Below are 14,658 nucleotides of genomic sequence, written 5' to 3' on the forward strand. Positions count from 1 at the left end.
TGGTGACTGACGAGGCGAGCCTGCCCGTCGACTACGACATGCCGCTGCTGCTCGACGCGTGCCGGGCGGTTGACCTGCCGGTGGAGGTCTGCTCGTGGGAGGATCCGGACGTCGACTGGTCACGCTTCGACGCCGCCCTGCTGCGCTCGCCGTGGACCTACGTGGAGCGGCTGCCGGACTTCCTCGCCTGGTGCGAGCGGGTCACCGGCCTGACGGACCTGGTCAACCCGTTGCCGGTGGTTCGTTGGAGCCTCGACAAGCATTACCTCGTCGATCTCGCCAGCTACGGGGTTCCGGTGGTGCCGACCTGGATCGCCGAGCCGGGTGTGGAACCGGGCGTGGCGTTGCGGGAGTTCTGGGCGCTGCATCCCGGGGCCCGCGAGGTGGTGGTGAAGCCCACGGTGGGTGCTTACTCGAAGGACGTCCAGCGGTTCGCACGGTCGCGGGAGACCGAGGCGGCCGGCCACATCGAACGGCTCTTCGCTCAGGGTCTGTGCGTGATTCTGCAGCCGTACCTGGAGTCGATCGACCGCGACGGCGAGACCGACCTGATCTTCTTCGACGGCGTGTACAGCCACGCCATCCGCAAGGATGCGCTGCTGCTGGCCGACGGTACGACCAGCGTGCCGACGTTCGAGTGCCGTACGGCGCGCTCGGCCGACGACGACGAACGGGCAGTCGCGCTGGCCGGTCTCGAGGCCGTGGCGTCACACCTGGGACTCGCCCGGCCGTTGCTCTACGCCCGCGTCGATCTGGTACGCGGCCACGACGGCAAGCCGCTGCTGCTCGAGATGGAGCTCAGCGAGCCCTCGCTGAACCTGCCCTTCGCCGACGGCAGCGCCGCGCGATTCGCGGACGCTATAGCTGGCCGAGTGCGACGGCGAGGCGGCCGACCGCCTCGTCCATGAGCTGTGCCGGTGCCGCGGCGTAGGTGAGGCGCAGGTGCGGCGCCGGGGCTTCGGCGGCGTACCACGGGCGGCCGGGAAAGACGATGACACCGTTGGCGGCAGCGGCGGCGGCCAGCGCGACGTCGTCGGTGCCGTCCGGCAGTCGGACCCACAGGTGCAGGCCGCCGCGGGAAACGCCCTGCGGGGCCAGCGACGGCAGGCGCCGCGCCAGCGCGGACAGCAGCGCCTCCCGTCGGGAGCGCAGCTCGTTTCGCAGGGTGCGGCGATGCCGGGCCCAGGCGGGCGCGGTGACGAACTCCAGCGTGGCCTGTTGTAGCGGTCCGGCGACGAAGAAGTCGTCGAGCAGCCGGGCCGCCCGCAGTCGGGTGCCGGCCGGGCCGCGAGCGCCGATCGCGGCGACCCGTAGGCCGGGTGCGGCGGACTTGGTCAACGAGCGCAGGTAGATGACGTGCCCGTCCGGGTCGTCCGCGGCCAGCGGAGGTGGCGGCTCGCCGTCGATGGTGAGGTCACGGGCGTAGTCGTCCTCGATCAGGAACGCCCCGGCGTCGCGTATCGCGGCGGCGACCTGCGCCCGGCGGTGAACGGCGAGCGTCGCGCCGTGCGGGTTGGCGTAGAGCGGCTGGCAGTAGAACAGCCGGGCGCCGGTACGGGCGAACGCGACGGCGAGCTGGTCGGGGCGCACGCCGTCGGCGTCGGCGGGCACGGGTACCAGCCGCAACCCGGCCGCGCGGGCGGCGGCCAGCGCGCCCAGATAGGTGGGGGACTCCACGAGCAGGGTGTCGCCGGGCGTGGTCAGCGCGCGCAGCGTCGACGACAACGCGGCCTGCCCGCCCTGGCAGATCACCATGTCGTCGGGGCGCAGTCCGGCGCCGGCCTCGCGGGCGAACCAGGCGCGCAGATCTTCGCGGCCCTCGGCCGGGCCGCGCTGCCAGGATGCGGGCTGCCGGGCCGCGCGGGCCAGCGCCGCACCGAGCGCGGCGGCGGGCTGAAGGTCCGGGTCGAGATAACCGCCGGACAGCGGAATTGCCCCTGCGGGCGGTAACGCCAGTAACGCCTGCATCTCCTCCTCGCCGGACCGGCGGGGACCGAGTGCCACCGTCTGCCACGACAGGTCCGGTGCGCTCCGCTCGTCCGGTCGAGCAGCCACGAAGGTGCCTCGGCCCGATCGCGTCTCGATGAGCCCTTCCGCGACGAGCTGTCGCATTGCCGCGGCGACCGTCACCGGGGAGGCGTGGTGGCGGACGGTCAGTTCGCGCACCGAGGGCAGGCGCGTGCCGGGTGTCGCCCCGTCGACCAGCCTTCGCAGATCTTGGACGACAGGATCCACTGCGTTACCATTACCCATGACGATGCAGAGTAGCGCTACTCGGTCTGCGACGGAAACAGCGGAGCGGACCGCTGGCCTCGCCCTCGGCGCGTTGGGGGTGCTCGCCTTCAGCATGTCGCTGCCGGCCACCCGCGTCGCGGTGCAGGATCTTGACCCGTGGTTCGTCGCCTTCGGCCGAGCGGTCGGCGCGGCGCTGCTGGCGTACGCGTACCTGAAAATCACCGGTGCGCCGCGACCCACCCGCGGGCAGTGGCGGCGGCTTTCGATCGTCGCGCTCGGCGTCGTCGTCGGCTTCCCACTGTTCACGTCGCTCGCGCTCACCACGCAGACCTCCGCGCACGGCGCGGTCGTCATCACCGTGCTGCCCGCCATGACGGCCGTCTTCGCGGTGCTGCGGTCGAACGAGCGCCCGCCACCGCTGTTCTGGATCGCCAGCGTCGCCGGGCTGCTGGCGGTGCTCACGTTCCTCGCCGCCAGCGGCGCGGTGCACGGCGCCCTGTCCCTGGCCGACCTGTTCCTTCTCGCGGCGGTCGTGCTTTGTGGCCTCGGGTACGCCGAGGGCGGGGTGCTCGCTCGCGAGCTCGGCGGTGCCCGGACGATCTGCTGGGCGTTGCTGCTCTCCCTGCCCGCCACGGTCCCCATCACGGCCGTGGCCGCCGTCGCCAGTCCCCCGCAGGCGGACGCCGTCGCCTGGTCAGCGTTCGGCTACCTCACCGTGGTCTCGATGTTCCTCGGTTTCTTCGCCTGGTACGCGGGTCTCGCCCGGGGTGGCATCGCCAAGGTAGGCCAGATCCAGCTCGCCCAGCCGGTACTCACCCTGATCTGGTCAGCGCTGCTACTCGACGAGACCGTCACACCGGCCTCGATTGTGGCGGCGGTGGTGGTGCTGGCCTGCGTCCTGCTGATCCAGCGCACCCGGGCGAGCGCCCAGATGACCGTACCCGCGTCGGCGACTCAGCCCGGCCGCTGACCATCACGGCAGCGGGTCTCTCGCTCGTCGCGTGACACGTGTCAGTAGCTTCTGCGCGGATCGCGTCTGCTTGATGCTGATCTGCTTGAGCACGGGCTGCCGACGTGCCGCGGCAATCAGTGACCTCGGTCCCGGCGGAGGAAGCACGACAGCAGTTGCCTGAACTCGTGCGGGTGCTCGATCGCCGGCACGTGCCCGCATCGGCCGAGCACATGCAGACGGACATCGGCCAGGTGTTCGAGCAGGGGCTGGGCTGCCGTCCCGAGCGGGGTGACTCGGTCCTGGGCACCGTGCACGAGCAGCACGGGCGCGCGCACCGCTGCCAGCGTTTGCGCCGAGAGGGTGAGTTCGTCGACCCATCGTGCCCTGGGTGGAGGGAACAACGACGCGAATGCGGTCTCCCCCGCTCGCATCGCAGCGGCACGGGCGTCGACGGCCGAGTCGGTCACGAGCGCTTGGTCGAGGACGAGGCGACTCAGCATGTCTCGTGCTCCGAGCGGACCGGCGGGGGCGGCCCAGACCGCGTCGAGCTCGGCGGACAGCGGCGCCCCGGGGGCGCCCATCGTCGAGACCGCCACGACACGGGTGACCTGCTGGGGGCGCGCGGCCGCCAACGCCAGCGCCACGGCACCGCCCATGGAGTGACCCACCACGGCGTAGTGCTCGATTCCGAGAGCGTCCATCAGGCCCGCGGCCTGCTCCGTCCACAGCCGGAGCAGGCCCCTGGAGCCGGCCGGGATTGGTGTACGGCCGAACCCCGCCTGGTCAGGAGCCACCAGATGCCAGGACGTGCCCAGCGCCTGCGCCGTCGTCGCCCAGGCGCCGGACCCGGTCGTGCCGGGTCCGGAGCCGTGCAGCATCAGCACCGCGGGCCCGGTGCCGCTCTCCAGGACGTGGACGGGGGAGCCGTCGACTGTGACGGTCCGAAGTGCCGTCACCAGGGCAGGACCGGCGTGCTCATGCCGATGCGGGGTTGACGGACTTCGCAAAGAGCTCCATCATCGCCCTGCCGAATTGCGGCATGTCGGGCCACCCCCGGCAGGAGACGAGGTTGCCGTCGACGACGTCGGGAGCGTCGATGACCGTCGCGCCCGCGTTCTCCATGTCACCGGTGATGGGCGGGAAGCACGCCGTCTTTCGACCCTTTAGTAGCCCGTACACCGCTGGGACCTGCGCGCCGTGGCACACCAGCGCGATGGGGAGGTTGCGCGCGAAGAAGTGCTCGGTGATGCGCCTGACGTCGGCGTCGACCCGGATCCACTCGGGGGCACGTCCTCCGGGGATGATGAGGGCGTCATAGCGCTCGACGTCGACCTCGGCCCAGGGCACGTCGACCGGCAGCTTCCGACCGTTCTTCTCCACGTAGGCGTCGGAGTTGGGGTCGAACTCGTGGATGACCAGTTGCACGTCGCGCATCGTCCGTGACGAGACGTCGACGTCCCAGCCGCCCTCCTGCACGCGATAGTAGGGATACATGGTGTCGAGCTCCTCGGCGGCGTCGCCGGTCAGGAGCAGCGCTCTGGGCACCTGCTTCTCCTCGCGTCTGGGGGCGGGTGAGGTGGATCCAATCCGATCCGATCAGGATTGAGTTAGCATTCCTCGGCCCGGCGCGCCCGTCAAGCCTCTACCGCCGTTCCGTCCGCGTTCTCGATCTCGTCGAACAATCGACGGAAACGCTCGCCGGAGCGCAGGATGTGCCGACGCATCGCGTAGGCGGCGGCGTCGGGGTCACGCGCGGCGATCGCGGCCACAACGTGCTCGTGCTCGGCCATGGCCAGGTGAGTGACCTGGGTGTCGTGGTGAAGCCGGAAGAGGTGCACGTGGCTGTGCAGGCGGGCCAGCGCTTCACGGATGACCTGGTTCTCCGCGCTCAGGGCGACGAGATCGTGAAAGGCGGCGTCGCGTAGCCCGAAGGCGCCATAGGCCATCGGCCCGCTGCCCCCCTCCAGCTCGGCCATCTCCTCCAGCATTCGTCGCAGGCCGGCCACCTGCTCCGAGGATGCGCGTTCGGCGGATCTGCGCGCCGCCGCGGGTTCGAGGAGCAGGCGGACCTCGAGCATGTCCTCGAATCGGTGACGGGTGATCTGGGGGGGAATGCGGTAGCCAGCATGGGGCACACGCACGACCAGGCCCTCGGCCTCCATGCGGTTCAGAGCGTCTCGGATCGGCGTCTGCGAGACCCCCAGCTCTCGCGCCAGGACGTCGATCGTGACGCGGGAGCCAGGCTCGATCCGTAGCGACATCAGCTGTCCGAGCAGCGTGTCGTACACCTCGTCGGCAAGCCGGCCGCCCGATCTGCCCGGCGGCATTCCGCCCGTCACGGCCCTACGGCCCCGCGCGGTCATCGCTTCGTCGTCCATCGTGACGTGAGGTCCTTCCTTGCGACTTCGGGAACCTATTGACACCAGTCACAACGCTGCGACATGCTGACGCCCCCACGCGATCGTATAGGAAAAGCGACGGGCGCCCGCCATCTGCACCATCGCGGAACCGCCCGCCACCGCCCTACTTCGATCACCTGGAGCTCCCACGAGCATGCTCGACGTCCTGCTCGGTTCGTCACCGGGCCGCAGCTGGGCCGAACGACCTCTCGACCGCATGAAGACCCGGTGCATCGCGGCGCACTCGTGACGCCGATCCGCGGGTCGGCCCGCGCGACAGCCCGGCAACAGGCCTGAACCACCCAGCAACTGCTCGGCGAAGCACATAGCGAGGCTCTAGAAGTCCCCACCCAGAAAGCAGGCAAGAAGATGCGGCATCCGAAGCGAACAGGACGCATGTCCATACCCGGTCGAAAGGTGCAGCTGGCGACGGCGGCCATGCTGCTGGTGGCCACGACCGTGGCGGCTTGCGGCGACGGCAAGGACGACGGCGCGAAGGCGAGCGCCCCGAAGGCGCCGGCGACCATCCCGGAGCTCACCAAGGACCCGCTGACCCTCAGCTTCATCTGGTTCGACTGGCCCCCCGCCCACGCGCTCGAAGACTTCGCGAACGCGGAGTACAAGAAGGAACGGCCGAACGCGACCATCAAGGTCAACACCGTGCCCAACGCGAACTGGCACGACGCGATGTTCACCCAGTTCGCCGCGCGCAAGACCGACTTCGACATCGCGATCCTCGACTCGCAACACATCGGCGAGGCCGTGACGAACGGCAACATCCTCGACCTCACCGACTTCGTCAAGAAGAACATCGACGTCACGGCCTACAACCCGTACCTCCTGGCCGCCTACGGCCAGTACCCCCAGGCGGAGACCGGCAAGCGCGACGAAAACGCCAGCCTGTACGGACTGCCGCTGCTCGGCGACACCTGGACGATGATCTACCGCAAGGACCTGATCGGCGACAAGCCACCGCAGACCTGGGACCAGATGATCGCAGCCGCTCAGAAATGCCAGGCGGACAACCCCGGCGTCAGCGGGCTGGCCTTCCACCAGGCCAACGGCTCCGACGCCGCGGCCGTCACCTACAACACGGTCAACGGCGTCTACGGCGGCAACCTCTGGGACTCCAAGTCGCGCAAGATCGAGGGCGTCCTCAACGACGCTGCGGGCCAGGAGGCGATGGACGTCCTGGTCAACAAGATGAAGCCGCTGACCGCCAAGGGCTCCGGTAACTGGTTCATCGACGAGGTGAACGCGGCGGTCGCCCAGGGCAAGGCCTGCATCGCGTTCAACTGGATCGCGGCGAGCGGCGGCCTGCTCGATCCGAAGCAGTCGACGCTCGGCACCACACGGGAGCAAATTCTCGACAAGCTGGGCTTTGCCACCCTGCCGAGCCAGAAGACGAACCTGGTCCCTCTCGGCGGCATGGGGATGCACGTGTCGGCCTACTCCTCCACGGCGAACCAGGCCGAAGCCCTGAACTTTATGGAGTGGTTCGAGCGGGCTGACATCCAGAAGAAGTGGGCCGCGGCTGGTGGCGTGCCGTCGCGTACGGACGCCCTGCAGTCGCCCGAGTTCCTCAATGCCGGGCCGTTCAACCAGGTGTACACCGACTCGGTCCCACGCATGCGGGACATGTGGAACGTGCCCGAGTACGCCCGCCTCGTCAACATCGAGAACACCAACGTGAACGCGGCTCTCAACGGTGCGAAGAAGCCGAAGGACGCGCTCGACGACATCGCCAAGGAGCAGCAGAGCGTGCTCGACTCCAGCAGCCGCAAGGGCGGCGGCGGACTGTGAGTGACGCCGTCCCTCTGACGACCGAGCACCCCGGGCAGGTGGCGTCCGCCCCGCCACCTGCCCGGGGTCGGTCCCGCCGGCTGGGCGACCGCGGGCTCGCCGTTGCCTTCATCTCCCCCGCGATGCTGCTGTTGCTCGCCATGTCGGTGTTCCCGTTGCTGTGGGCGTTGTACCTGTCCTTCACCGACTACTCGGCCACCCGCGGAGGGCCCGCCAACTTCGTCGGGTTCGGGAACTACACCGCCATCCTGACGTCGGCGCAGGTCCACACGAGGGCCTTGACGACGTTGATCTACGTGGTCGGCGCGGTCGGCCTGCAGACCGTGCTCGGTTTCGGCATCGCCTACCTGATCTCCCGACGCACGCACGGGCGAGGACTGCTGACCACCCTGTTCCTGGTGCCGATGATGCTGTCGCCGGTAGTGATCGGGCTGTTCTGGCGATTCATGCTCGACGCGCAGTTCGGCGTGATCAACAGCATGCTCGGCTCGGTCGGTCTGGGGCAGGTGGAGTGGCTCACCCGGCAGCGGACGGCACTGCTTTCCCTGGTCGTGGTGGACACCTGGCAATGGACGCCGTTCATCATGCTCATCGCACTTGCCGGCCTTACCGCGGTGCCCAAGTACCTCTACGAGGCCGCCTCGATCGACCGGGCGTCCGAGTGGTTCCGGTTCCGCACCATCACCCTTCCGCTGGTGTGGCCACTGCTTCTCATTGCCGTGCTGTTCAGGGCCATCGAGGCCTTCCGGCTGTTCGACCTCGTCTACATCCTCACCAACGGAGGTCCGGGTGTCTCCACCGAGACGTTGTCGTTCCACATCTACAAGGTCGCGTTCCTGGGCTTCAACACCGGAACCGCCTCGGCGTACGGGATTCTCATGGTCCTCGTCGTCATCGTCCTCACGCAGCTCTACCTGCGCTACCTGAACAAGCTCAAGGAGGGCTGATGGCCGTCTCCGTCGACGAGGCCGTGTCCGCAGGTCCCGCCCGGGATCACACGCCTCCCACACGCCGCCTTCGCGGCCGGGGCCGCTCCGCGCTGGAGGTCGCGCTGCTGACCGTGCTGGCCGTCGTGATGCTCTTCCCGGTGCTGTGGATGATCGAGACGTCCATCAAGGAGAACCGCGACGTCTACGCCATCCCGGCAAAGTTCTTCGACTTCGACGTCACCATGGCCCACTTCAAGGACGTGTTCGTCGCCCCCGGCGGTGGTCGCTCGGCCCTGTCCGTCTCGTTCCTCAACTCGGTGGTGGTCGCCGGGGTCTCCACGGTGCTCGCCACCGTGCTGGGGGTCCCGGCGGCCTGGGCCTACTCACGCTTCGCCGTGAAGGCCAAGAAGGACCAACTGTTCTTCATCCTGTCCACCCGCTTCATGCCGCCCGTGGTGGTCGTGATCCCGATCTTCCTCATGTACCGCCAGGTCGGACTCATCGACAGCAAGCTCGGCCTGATCCTCATCTACGCCGCGTTCAACGTCCCGTTCACGATCTGGATGATGAAGGGGTTCGTCGACGAGGTGCCCGCGGAGTACGAGGACGCGGCCATGCTCGACGGCTACACCCGTTTGCAGGCGTTCTGGCGATACACCCTGCCGCTGCTCGTACCCGGCATCGCCGCGACGGCGGTCTTCGCACTCATCTTCTCGTGGAACGAGTTCGTGTTCGCCACCTTCCTCACCTCCAGCGACGACGTGCGGACGGCACCGCCCGCGATCGCCGGCCTCATCGGTGGCACCACTACGGACTGGGGCCTCGTGGCCGCGGCCTCCGTGGTGTTCGCCCTACCGGTACTCGTCTTCGCGTACCTGGTGCGCAAGCACCTCATCGCCGGTGTGACGCTCGGGGCGGTGCGACGCTGATGGCGGGCATCGAGGTGAGCGCCCTGCACAAGCGCTACCCGGACGGGACGGTCGCGGTTGACCACGTGGACCTGTCCATCGGCGACGGCGAGCTGTTCGTGATGCTCGGCCCTTCGGGTTGCGGCAAGACGACCACGCTGCGGGCCATAGCCGGCCTGGAGAGGCAGACGACGGGCGACATCCGCATCGGCGACACGCTGGTCAACGACCTGCCGCCCGCCGAGCGCGACATCGCCATGGTGTTCCAGTTCTACGCGCTCTACCCGCATCTGAAAACCCGCGACAACCTGGCGTTCCCACTGCGGGCCGAAGGGCTGCCCAAGGGCGAGGTGCACAAACGGGTCGACGAGGCCGCCCGGCTGATGCGGCTCGGGCCGCTCCTGGACCGACGACCGCGCCAGCTGTCCGGCGGGGAGCAGCAGCGCGTCGCGCTTGCTCGCGCCCTGGTACGACGACCGCGCGCATTCCTCATGGACGAACCCCTCACCAATCTGGACGCGGAGCTGAGGGCGGACATGCGCACGGAGATCAAGCACCTGCAGGGGGAACTGGGGGCGACGATGGTCTACGTCACCCACGACCAGGTCGAGGCGATGTCGCTCGGTCACCGGATCGCCATCCTCAACAAGGGCCGCGTCGAGCAGATCGGCACGCCGCTGGAGGTCTACGACCGTCCGGCGAGTCTTTTCTGTGCCGCGTTCATCGGCTCCCCGCCGATGAACCTCATTGAGGTGGAGGTGGCCGACGGGAAGCTGCGCGGTCAGGGCGGGCTGGTCCTCACGCCACCGCCAGGCCTGTCCCGTGACCGTCGCCTGGTCGCCGGCGTCCGGCCGGAGGCGCTGGAAGTGACCGCACCAGGGGCGGAACGCTCGGTCCCGGCCCGCGTGGTCTCGGCGGAGTGGCTGGGCGACGAAATCATCTACGTGGTCGACCACAGCGGCAAGCGCGACGTCCGGGTTCGGATGCCACCGACTGTCCGATTCGCCGCTGACGCAACGGTCGGGCTGCGGCACACCGGCGGGACCCCGGCGGTCTACGACGTGAGCACGGAAGAACTGGTGGCCTGATGGGAACCGTGGCAGCACACGGGCTGTGCAAGTCCTTCGGCAAGGTCCAGGCCCTGGACGGGGTGACGCTGGACGTACCGGACGGCTCGTTCTTCGTCGTGCTCGGGCCCTCCGGGGCAGGCAAGACGACGACCCTGCGAGCGATCGCAGGCCTGGAGAAGCTTGACGCCGGGTCGGTGCATCTGGACGGCAGGGACGCGACCGGTGACACCCCGGCCGCACGCGACCTGGCCATGGTCTTCCAGAGCTACGCCCTCTACCCGCGACACACCGTGTACGAGAACATCGCTTCGCCGCTGCGGGCACGCCGCTGCTCGTCGAGTGAGATCGCCGCCGCCGTCGAGCAGATGTCGCGCCTGCTGCACATCGAACGTCTGCTGCAGCGTCGTCCCGCGCAGTTGTCGGGCGGTGAGATGCAGCGTGTCGCCCTGGCCCGGGCGCTGGTCCGTCGCCCGCGCGCGTTTCTCATGGACGAGCCGCTGACGAACCTCGACCTCAAGCTTCGCGTCGAGATGCGCACCGAGCTCACCCGCATCCACCGGAGCCTCGGAGCAACCTTCGTCTACGTGACCAACGACCAGGTCGAGGCTCTGTCCATGGCCGACCAGGTCGCGGTCCTCAAGGAGGGGAAGGTGCAACAGGTCGGAACACCAACCGAGGTGTACGAGCGTCCCGCCAACCAGTGGGTCGCGGGATTCGTCGGGAGCCCGCCGATCAGCCTGCTCGCCTGCCACGCCGAGGGAGACCGCCTGGTCGGTGAGGGAGGCTGGACGCTGCCGCGGCCCCGCTGGACCACGGCTGAGGACGGTCGTGCCCTGCTGCTGGGCCTGCGCGCCGAGGACCTGTCCGTCGAGCAGCGTGGTAACGCGTCGTTGTCGGGTGAGCTCTACGGGCTTGAGCCGCTCGGTGACCGCACGGTGGTCGACGTCCTAGTGGGGAAGCAGGTCCTCAAGGTCAAGGCACGACCCACCGTCACCGGTACGCCGGGCGAGCAGCTGCTTGTCACGGTCGACCTGGACCGTGCGCACCTGTTCGATGCGGGCACCGGGCTGTCACTGTCCGAGGCTGGGCGGTAAGCGGGCGGGGCGGCGACGGCACCATGCGCCCGCACGTGGCGATCGAGCCTCGACGGACCGTCATCAGTGCACGCGGCCTGACGACGCTGAGCCGGCCGTGGCCCGAGAAGGCGATCGGTGGCGCGGGCCAGGGCCACCCGCTCGGCAACTCGCCGCCCCGACGAGGGCGTGTGACCCGTCCGTGTACGCGCGCAGCGCGATCGCCGAGGCACGCCGGACATCACCAAGAAGATCACAGGAGGCGACGCGATGAGTGACCCGATGAACGTCCTGGCCCCCGAGCACCGGCGGCTCCGGATCGGCGACGCCTGGCGCGACGCCGCAAGCGGAGCCACCTTTGCCGTCGAGGACCCGGCCACCGGCAAGACCATCGCCGAGGTGGCGGACGCCGATGTCGTTGACGGGCTCGCCGCTCTCGACGCCGCGAGCACGGCAATGGCGCAGTGGGCGGCCACCCCGCCGCGGAAACGGTCCGAGTTGTTGACCGCGACGTACCGGGCACTGACCGAGCGATCCGAGGAGGTCGCCCGGCTGATCACGCTCGAGATGGGCAAGCCGCTCGCCGAGGCTCGGGGAGAGGTGGCCTACGGCGCCGAGTTCTTCCGTTGGTTCGCCGAGGAGGCGGTGCGCGTCGAGGGGCGCTACAACGTTGCTCCCGCAGGTGGGTACCGCATCCTCACCGTGCCGAAGCCGGTCGGACCGTGCGTCTTCGTGACGCCCTGGAACTTCCCGTTGGCCATGGGTGCCCGCAAGATCGCTCCCGCGCTGGCCGCGGGCTGTACGACGATCACCAAGCCAGCAGGCCAGACGCCACTCACCATGCTGTTGCTGGCCCGCATCATGGAGGAGGTCGGAGTCCCTCCGGGCGTTGTCAACGTGGTGACCACCAAGCATTCCGGCGCGGTGGTCTCGGCTCTGCTAGCCGACAGTCGGACCCGCAAGCTGTCGTTCACCGGGTCGACCGAGGTCGGGCGCGTGCTGCTCCGACAGGCTGCGGACAACGTGCTGCGTACCTCCATGGAACTGGGCGGCAACGCGGCCTTGATCGTTTGTGCGGACGCTGACCTGGACGTCGCGCTCGACGGTGCCATGGTGGCCAAGATGCGCAACATCGGGGAGTCCTGCATCGCGGCCAACCGGATCTACGTCGAGGAGTCGGTGCGCGAGGAGTTCACGGCGCGCTTCGCCGAGCGGATGGGCGCGCTTTCGGTGGGCCACGGTCTCGACGACGGCGTGGACGTCGGGGCGTTGATCGACGAGGCCTCGGTCACCAAAATCGACGAGCTCGTCGCCGACGCGGTCGATCGCGGCGCCCGGGTCGTGGTGGGCGGCGAGCGTCCGGATGGGCCGGGCCACTTCTACCCGCCTACCGTCCTCGCCGACGTGCCCGCCGATGCGCGGATGCTGCAGGCGGAGATCTTCGGCCCGGTGGCACCGATCATCTCGTTCACGTCCGACGACGAGGTGATGGCGAAGGCCAACGACACCGAGCACGGCCTGGCCGGGTACGTCTTCACCCGTGACCTCCAGCGGGCGCTCCGGTTCGCCGAGGGGCTGGATACGGGGATGCTCGGCATCAACCGTGGTCTGATATCGGACCCGTCAGCTCCGTTCGGAGGCGTGAAGCAGTCCGGGATCGGCAGGGAGGGGTCGCACGAGGGCATCCTCGAGTACCTCGACCTCACCTACGTGGCGATCGACCTACCGTGACCGGCCTGCCGCTCGATCGAGTCCGGGCGTCCGGCGTGCGCGCCTGCGCCACCCGGGCGGCCAACCTCGCCGACGCCGTCCCGGTCTCGCAGGTGACCGGGACGTCCGCCCCGCACATCGCCGCCGACGTTCCGGAGAGGCACCGACATGCTTGAGACCGTCCGCGGACCACGCCAGCTGATAGTGGGCGAAGGGGTCGCGCAGAACATCCCACGAGTGGTGGCCGAGAGTGGCTCGAGAGTCCTCATCGTGACCGACCAGGTTCTCCTGCGGCAGCCGGGCGTGGCCGAGATCGTGGCCGCCGTGCGGGAGAAGGTCGATGTCGTCGAGGTGTTTTCCGACGCGACTCCAGACGTGCCACTCGCCGATGTCGCCCTGGCCGTCTCGGTCGCCGCCGGGATGGACGCCGACGTGATCCTCGCCATCGGGGGTGGCACGGTGATCGACCTCGCCAAAATCGTCGGCGTCATCCGGCGCCACGGTGGGACGCCGCGCGACTTCTACGGCGAGTCGAAGGTGCCGGGACCGACGATGCCTCTCGTCGCGGTCCCCACGACGTCAGGCACCGGCTCCGAGCTCACACCCGTCTCGGTGTTGACCGACCCGGACCGCGAGCTGAAGGTGGGGGTTTCCAGCGTCCACATCGTGCCCGACTTCGCCATCGTCGACCCCGAACTCACCTACACCTGCCCTGCGACCGTCACCGCCCACTCCGGCATCGACGCGTTCTGTCACGCGGTGGAGAGCTACACCGCGCGACCCCGGGCCCACGGACCGCGCGACCCGGTGGAGCAGGTGTTCCTCGGCCGCAACCCGATCACCGACCACTACGCGCTCCTGGCCGCGGAGCGGATCGCCCGTAGCCTGCGTCGTGCCGTCAGGGACGGAGGCGACACGGACGCGCGCGCGGACATGTCCTACGGGTCCATGCTCGCCGGGCTCGCGTTTTCCCACGCGGGCAACGCGGCCCCGCACGCCCTCCAGTACCCCATCGGCGCAGCCACGCACACGCCGCACGGCCTGGGCGTCGGGCTACTACTGCCCTACGCGCTGGACGCGGCCAGGGATGCCATCGGCGACCGGTTGGCCATCCTCGCCGGGGTGTGCGGGCTGGACGTGACCGGCGCCTCGGATGCCGAGGCCGCGGATACGTTCCTCACCTGGCTTGACGGGCTCCTTGCCGACATCGGCATCCCGCCCACCCTGGCGGACATCGGTGTGGCACGCGCCGACCTTCCGCGCTTCGCGGAGATGGCGAGTGGCGTCACCCGCTTGATCCAGAACCACCCAGGCCCGACCGACACCGCCAGCCTGACCGCGATCCTCGAAGCGGCCTGGACCGGGGACCGGACCCGACACCTGCTGACGTCGAGCAGAGATGGTGACCGGCCTTTCACCTGACGTGGACGGTCGGAGGGGTTCACGCCGATCGGGCTGCGGGGGCGCCCGGGGCCCCCCCCGGGGGGTTGGCCCGGGCGGGGGCGCCGCCCCCTGCGGTTCCCCGAATTGGGGTGGACGGGGAGAGGGGAACCCCCCCGGAACCCCCCCGCCACCCTAG

The 14,658-nt window shown here is 69.4% G+C and carries 14 protein-coding genes; 10 read left to right on the forward strand and 4 right to left on the reverse strand.

Features of this window, described 5'->3' with window-relative positions; all coding sequences use genetic code 11:
- Positions 1-2: 2 nt before the first annotated feature.
- A complete protein-coding gene (locus tag ACIBD9_RS30350) occupies positions 3-908 on the forward strand; it encodes a RimK family alpha-L-glutamate ligase (RefSeq protein ID WP_396722799.1) in 906 nt (301 codons plus the stop codon).
- Here the strand turns inward: ACIBD9_RS30350 and ACIBD9_RS30355 are convergent.
- Entirely contained in the window at positions 859-2,253 is a 1,395-nt protein-coding gene (locus tag ACIBD9_RS30355; protein WP_396722801.1) for a PLP-dependent aminotransferase family protein, read from the reverse strand. The two genes, ACIBD9_RS30350 and ACIBD9_RS30355, sit on opposite strands and share 50 nt — an antisense overlap.
- On the opposite strand from ACIBD9_RS30355, the gene ACIBD9_RS30360 reads away from it, so the two are divergent.
- Complete coding sequence (locus ACIBD9_RS30360) at positions 2,252-3,205, forward strand: DMT family transporter (RefSeq protein WP_396722802.1); 954 nt, start codon at positions 2,252-2,254, stop codon at positions 3,203-3,205. The two genes, ACIBD9_RS30355 and ACIBD9_RS30360, sit on opposite strands and share 2 nt — an antisense overlap.
- Before the next feature lie 116 nt (positions 3,206-3,321).
- On the opposite strand, the gene ACIBD9_RS30365 is transcribed toward ACIBD9_RS30360, so the two are convergent.
- From ACIBD9_RS30365 to ACIBD9_RS30375, 3 genes are all read right to left on the reverse strand, one after another.
- Entirely contained in the window at positions 3,322-4,143 is an 822-nt protein-coding gene (locus ACIBD9_RS30365; protein ID WP_396722804.1) for an alpha/beta fold hydrolase, read from the reverse strand.
- Between the two features lie 19 nt (positions 4,144-4,162).
- Positions 4,163-4,732: a DJ-1/PfpI family protein gene (locus ACIBD9_RS30370; RefSeq protein WP_396722805.1), complete on the reverse strand. Its 570-nt coding sequence runs from the start codon at positions 4,730-4,732 to the stop codon at positions 4,163-4,165.
- Between the two features lie 89 nt (positions 4,733-4,821).
- On the reverse strand, positions 4,822-5,565 hold the full coding sequence (locus ACIBD9_RS30375; RefSeq protein WP_396722807.1) for a GntR family transcriptional regulator: 744 nt from the start codon (positions 5,563-5,565) through the stop codon (positions 4,822-4,824).
- A 417-nt stretch (positions 5,566-5,982) separates the two neighbouring features.
- On the opposite strand from ACIBD9_RS30375, the gene ACIBD9_RS30380 reads away from it, so the two are divergent.
- The 8 genes from ACIBD9_RS30380 to ACIBD9_RS30415 all read left to right on the forward strand — a co-directional run bounded on the left by ACIBD9_RS30380 (position 5,983) and on the right by ACIBD9_RS30415 (position 14,501).
- A complete protein-coding gene (locus tag ACIBD9_RS30380; protein WP_396722808.1) occupies positions 5,983-7,389 on the forward strand; it encodes an extracellular solute-binding protein in 1,407 nt (468 codons plus the stop codon).
- Positions 7,386-8,336 carry a carbohydrate ABC transporter permease gene (locus tag ACIBD9_RS30385; RefSeq protein WP_396722810.1) on the forward strand — a complete coding sequence of 317 codons (951 nt, stop codon included), beginning with the start codon at positions 7,386-7,388 and terminating at the stop codon, positions 8,334-8,336. The genes ACIBD9_RS30380 and ACIBD9_RS30385 overlap by 4 nt, the downstream gene beginning before the upstream one ends.
- The gene (locus tag ACIBD9_RS30390) at positions 8,336-9,247 is read left to right on the forward strand and encodes a carbohydrate ABC transporter permease (RefSeq protein ID WP_396722811.1); all 912 of its coding nucleotides are present in this window, start codon (positions 8,336-8,338) and stop codon (positions 9,245-9,247) included. The genes ACIBD9_RS30385 and ACIBD9_RS30390 overlap by 1 nt, the downstream gene beginning before the upstream one ends.
- The gene (locus ACIBD9_RS30395) at positions 9,247-10,314 is read left to right on the forward strand and encodes an ABC transporter ATP-binding protein (RefSeq protein WP_396722814.1); all 1,068 of its coding nucleotides are present in this window, start codon (positions 9,247-9,249) and stop codon (positions 10,312-10,314) included. The genes ACIBD9_RS30390 and ACIBD9_RS30395 overlap by 1 nt, the downstream gene beginning before the upstream one ends.
- Complete coding sequence (locus ACIBD9_RS30400; protein WP_396722815.1) at positions 10,314-11,390, forward strand: ABC transporter ATP-binding protein; 1,077 nt, start codon at positions 10,314-10,316, stop codon at positions 11,388-11,390. Before ACIBD9_RS30395 ends, ACIBD9_RS30400 begins: the two co-directional genes overlap by 1 nt.
- Before the next feature lie 249 nt (positions 11,391-11,639).
- Positions 11,640-13,100 (forward strand): NAD-dependent succinate-semialdehyde dehydrogenase, encoded by a 1,461-nt coding sequence (locus tag ACIBD9_RS30405; protein WP_396722817.1) that lies wholly within the window; start codon positions 11,640-11,642, stop codon positions 13,098-13,100.
- Complete coding sequence (locus ACIBD9_RS30410) at positions 13,097-13,255, forward strand: hypothetical protein (protein WP_396722818.1); 159 nt, start codon at positions 13,097-13,099, stop codon at positions 13,253-13,255. The genes ACIBD9_RS30405 and ACIBD9_RS30410 overlap by 4 nt, the downstream gene beginning before the upstream one ends.
- Positions 13,248-14,501, forward strand: a complete 1,254-nt coding sequence (locus ACIBD9_RS30415; protein ID WP_396722820.1) for an iron-containing alcohol dehydrogenase — start codon at positions 13,248-13,250, stop codon at positions 14,499-14,501. Before ACIBD9_RS30410 ends, ACIBD9_RS30415 begins: the two co-directional genes overlap by 8 nt.
- Positions 14,502-14,658: the final 157 nt, after the last annotated feature.

This window comes from Micromonospora sp. NPDC050784 (assembly GCF_044456765.1).
Classification (GTDB): Bacteria; Actinomycetota; Actinomycetes; order Mycobacteriales; family Micromonosporaceae; genus Micromonospora; species Micromonospora foliorum.

What these genes read in the sequence shown, in the direction of transcription:
- ACIBD9_RS30360 (WP_396722802.1), top strand. Translation starts at nt 2,252, where the DNA reads ATGACGATGCAGAGTAGCGCTACTCGGTCTGCGACGGAAACAGCGGAG.
- ACIBD9_RS30355 (WP_396722801.1), bottom strand. Translation starts at nt 2,253, where the DNA reads ATGGGTAATGGTAACGCAGTGGATCCTGTCGTCCAAGATCTGCGAAGG.
- ACIBD9_RS30375 (WP_396722807.1), bottom strand. Translation starts at nt 5,565, where the DNA reads ATGGACGACGAAGCGATGACCGCGCGGGGCCGTAGGGCCGTGACGGGC.
- ACIBD9_RS30380 (WP_396722808.1), top strand. Translation starts at nt 5,983, where the DNA reads ATGTCCATACCCGGTCGAAAGGTGCAGCTGGCGACGGCGGCCATGCTG.
- ACIBD9_RS30390 (WP_396722811.1), top strand. Translation starts at nt 8,336, where the DNA reads ATGGCCGTCTCCGTCGACGAGGCCGTGTCCGCAGGTCCCGCCCGGGAT.
- ACIBD9_RS30395 (WP_396722814.1), top strand. Translation starts at nt 9,247, where the DNA reads ATGGCGGGCATCGAGGTGAGCGCCCTGCACAAGCGCTACCCGGACGGG.
- ACIBD9_RS30400 (WP_396722815.1), top strand. Translation starts at nt 10,314, where the DNA reads ATGGGAACCGTGGCAGCACACGGGCTGTGCAAGTCCTTCGGCAAGGTC.
- ACIBD9_RS30405 (WP_396722817.1), top strand. Translation starts at nt 11,640, where the DNA reads ATGAGTGACCCGATGAACGTCCTGGCCCCCGAGCACCGGCGGCTCCGG.
- ACIBD9_RS30415 (WP_396722820.1), top strand. Translation starts at nt 13,248, where the DNA reads ATGCTTGAGACCGTCCGCGGACCACGCCAGCTGATAGTGGGCGAAGGG.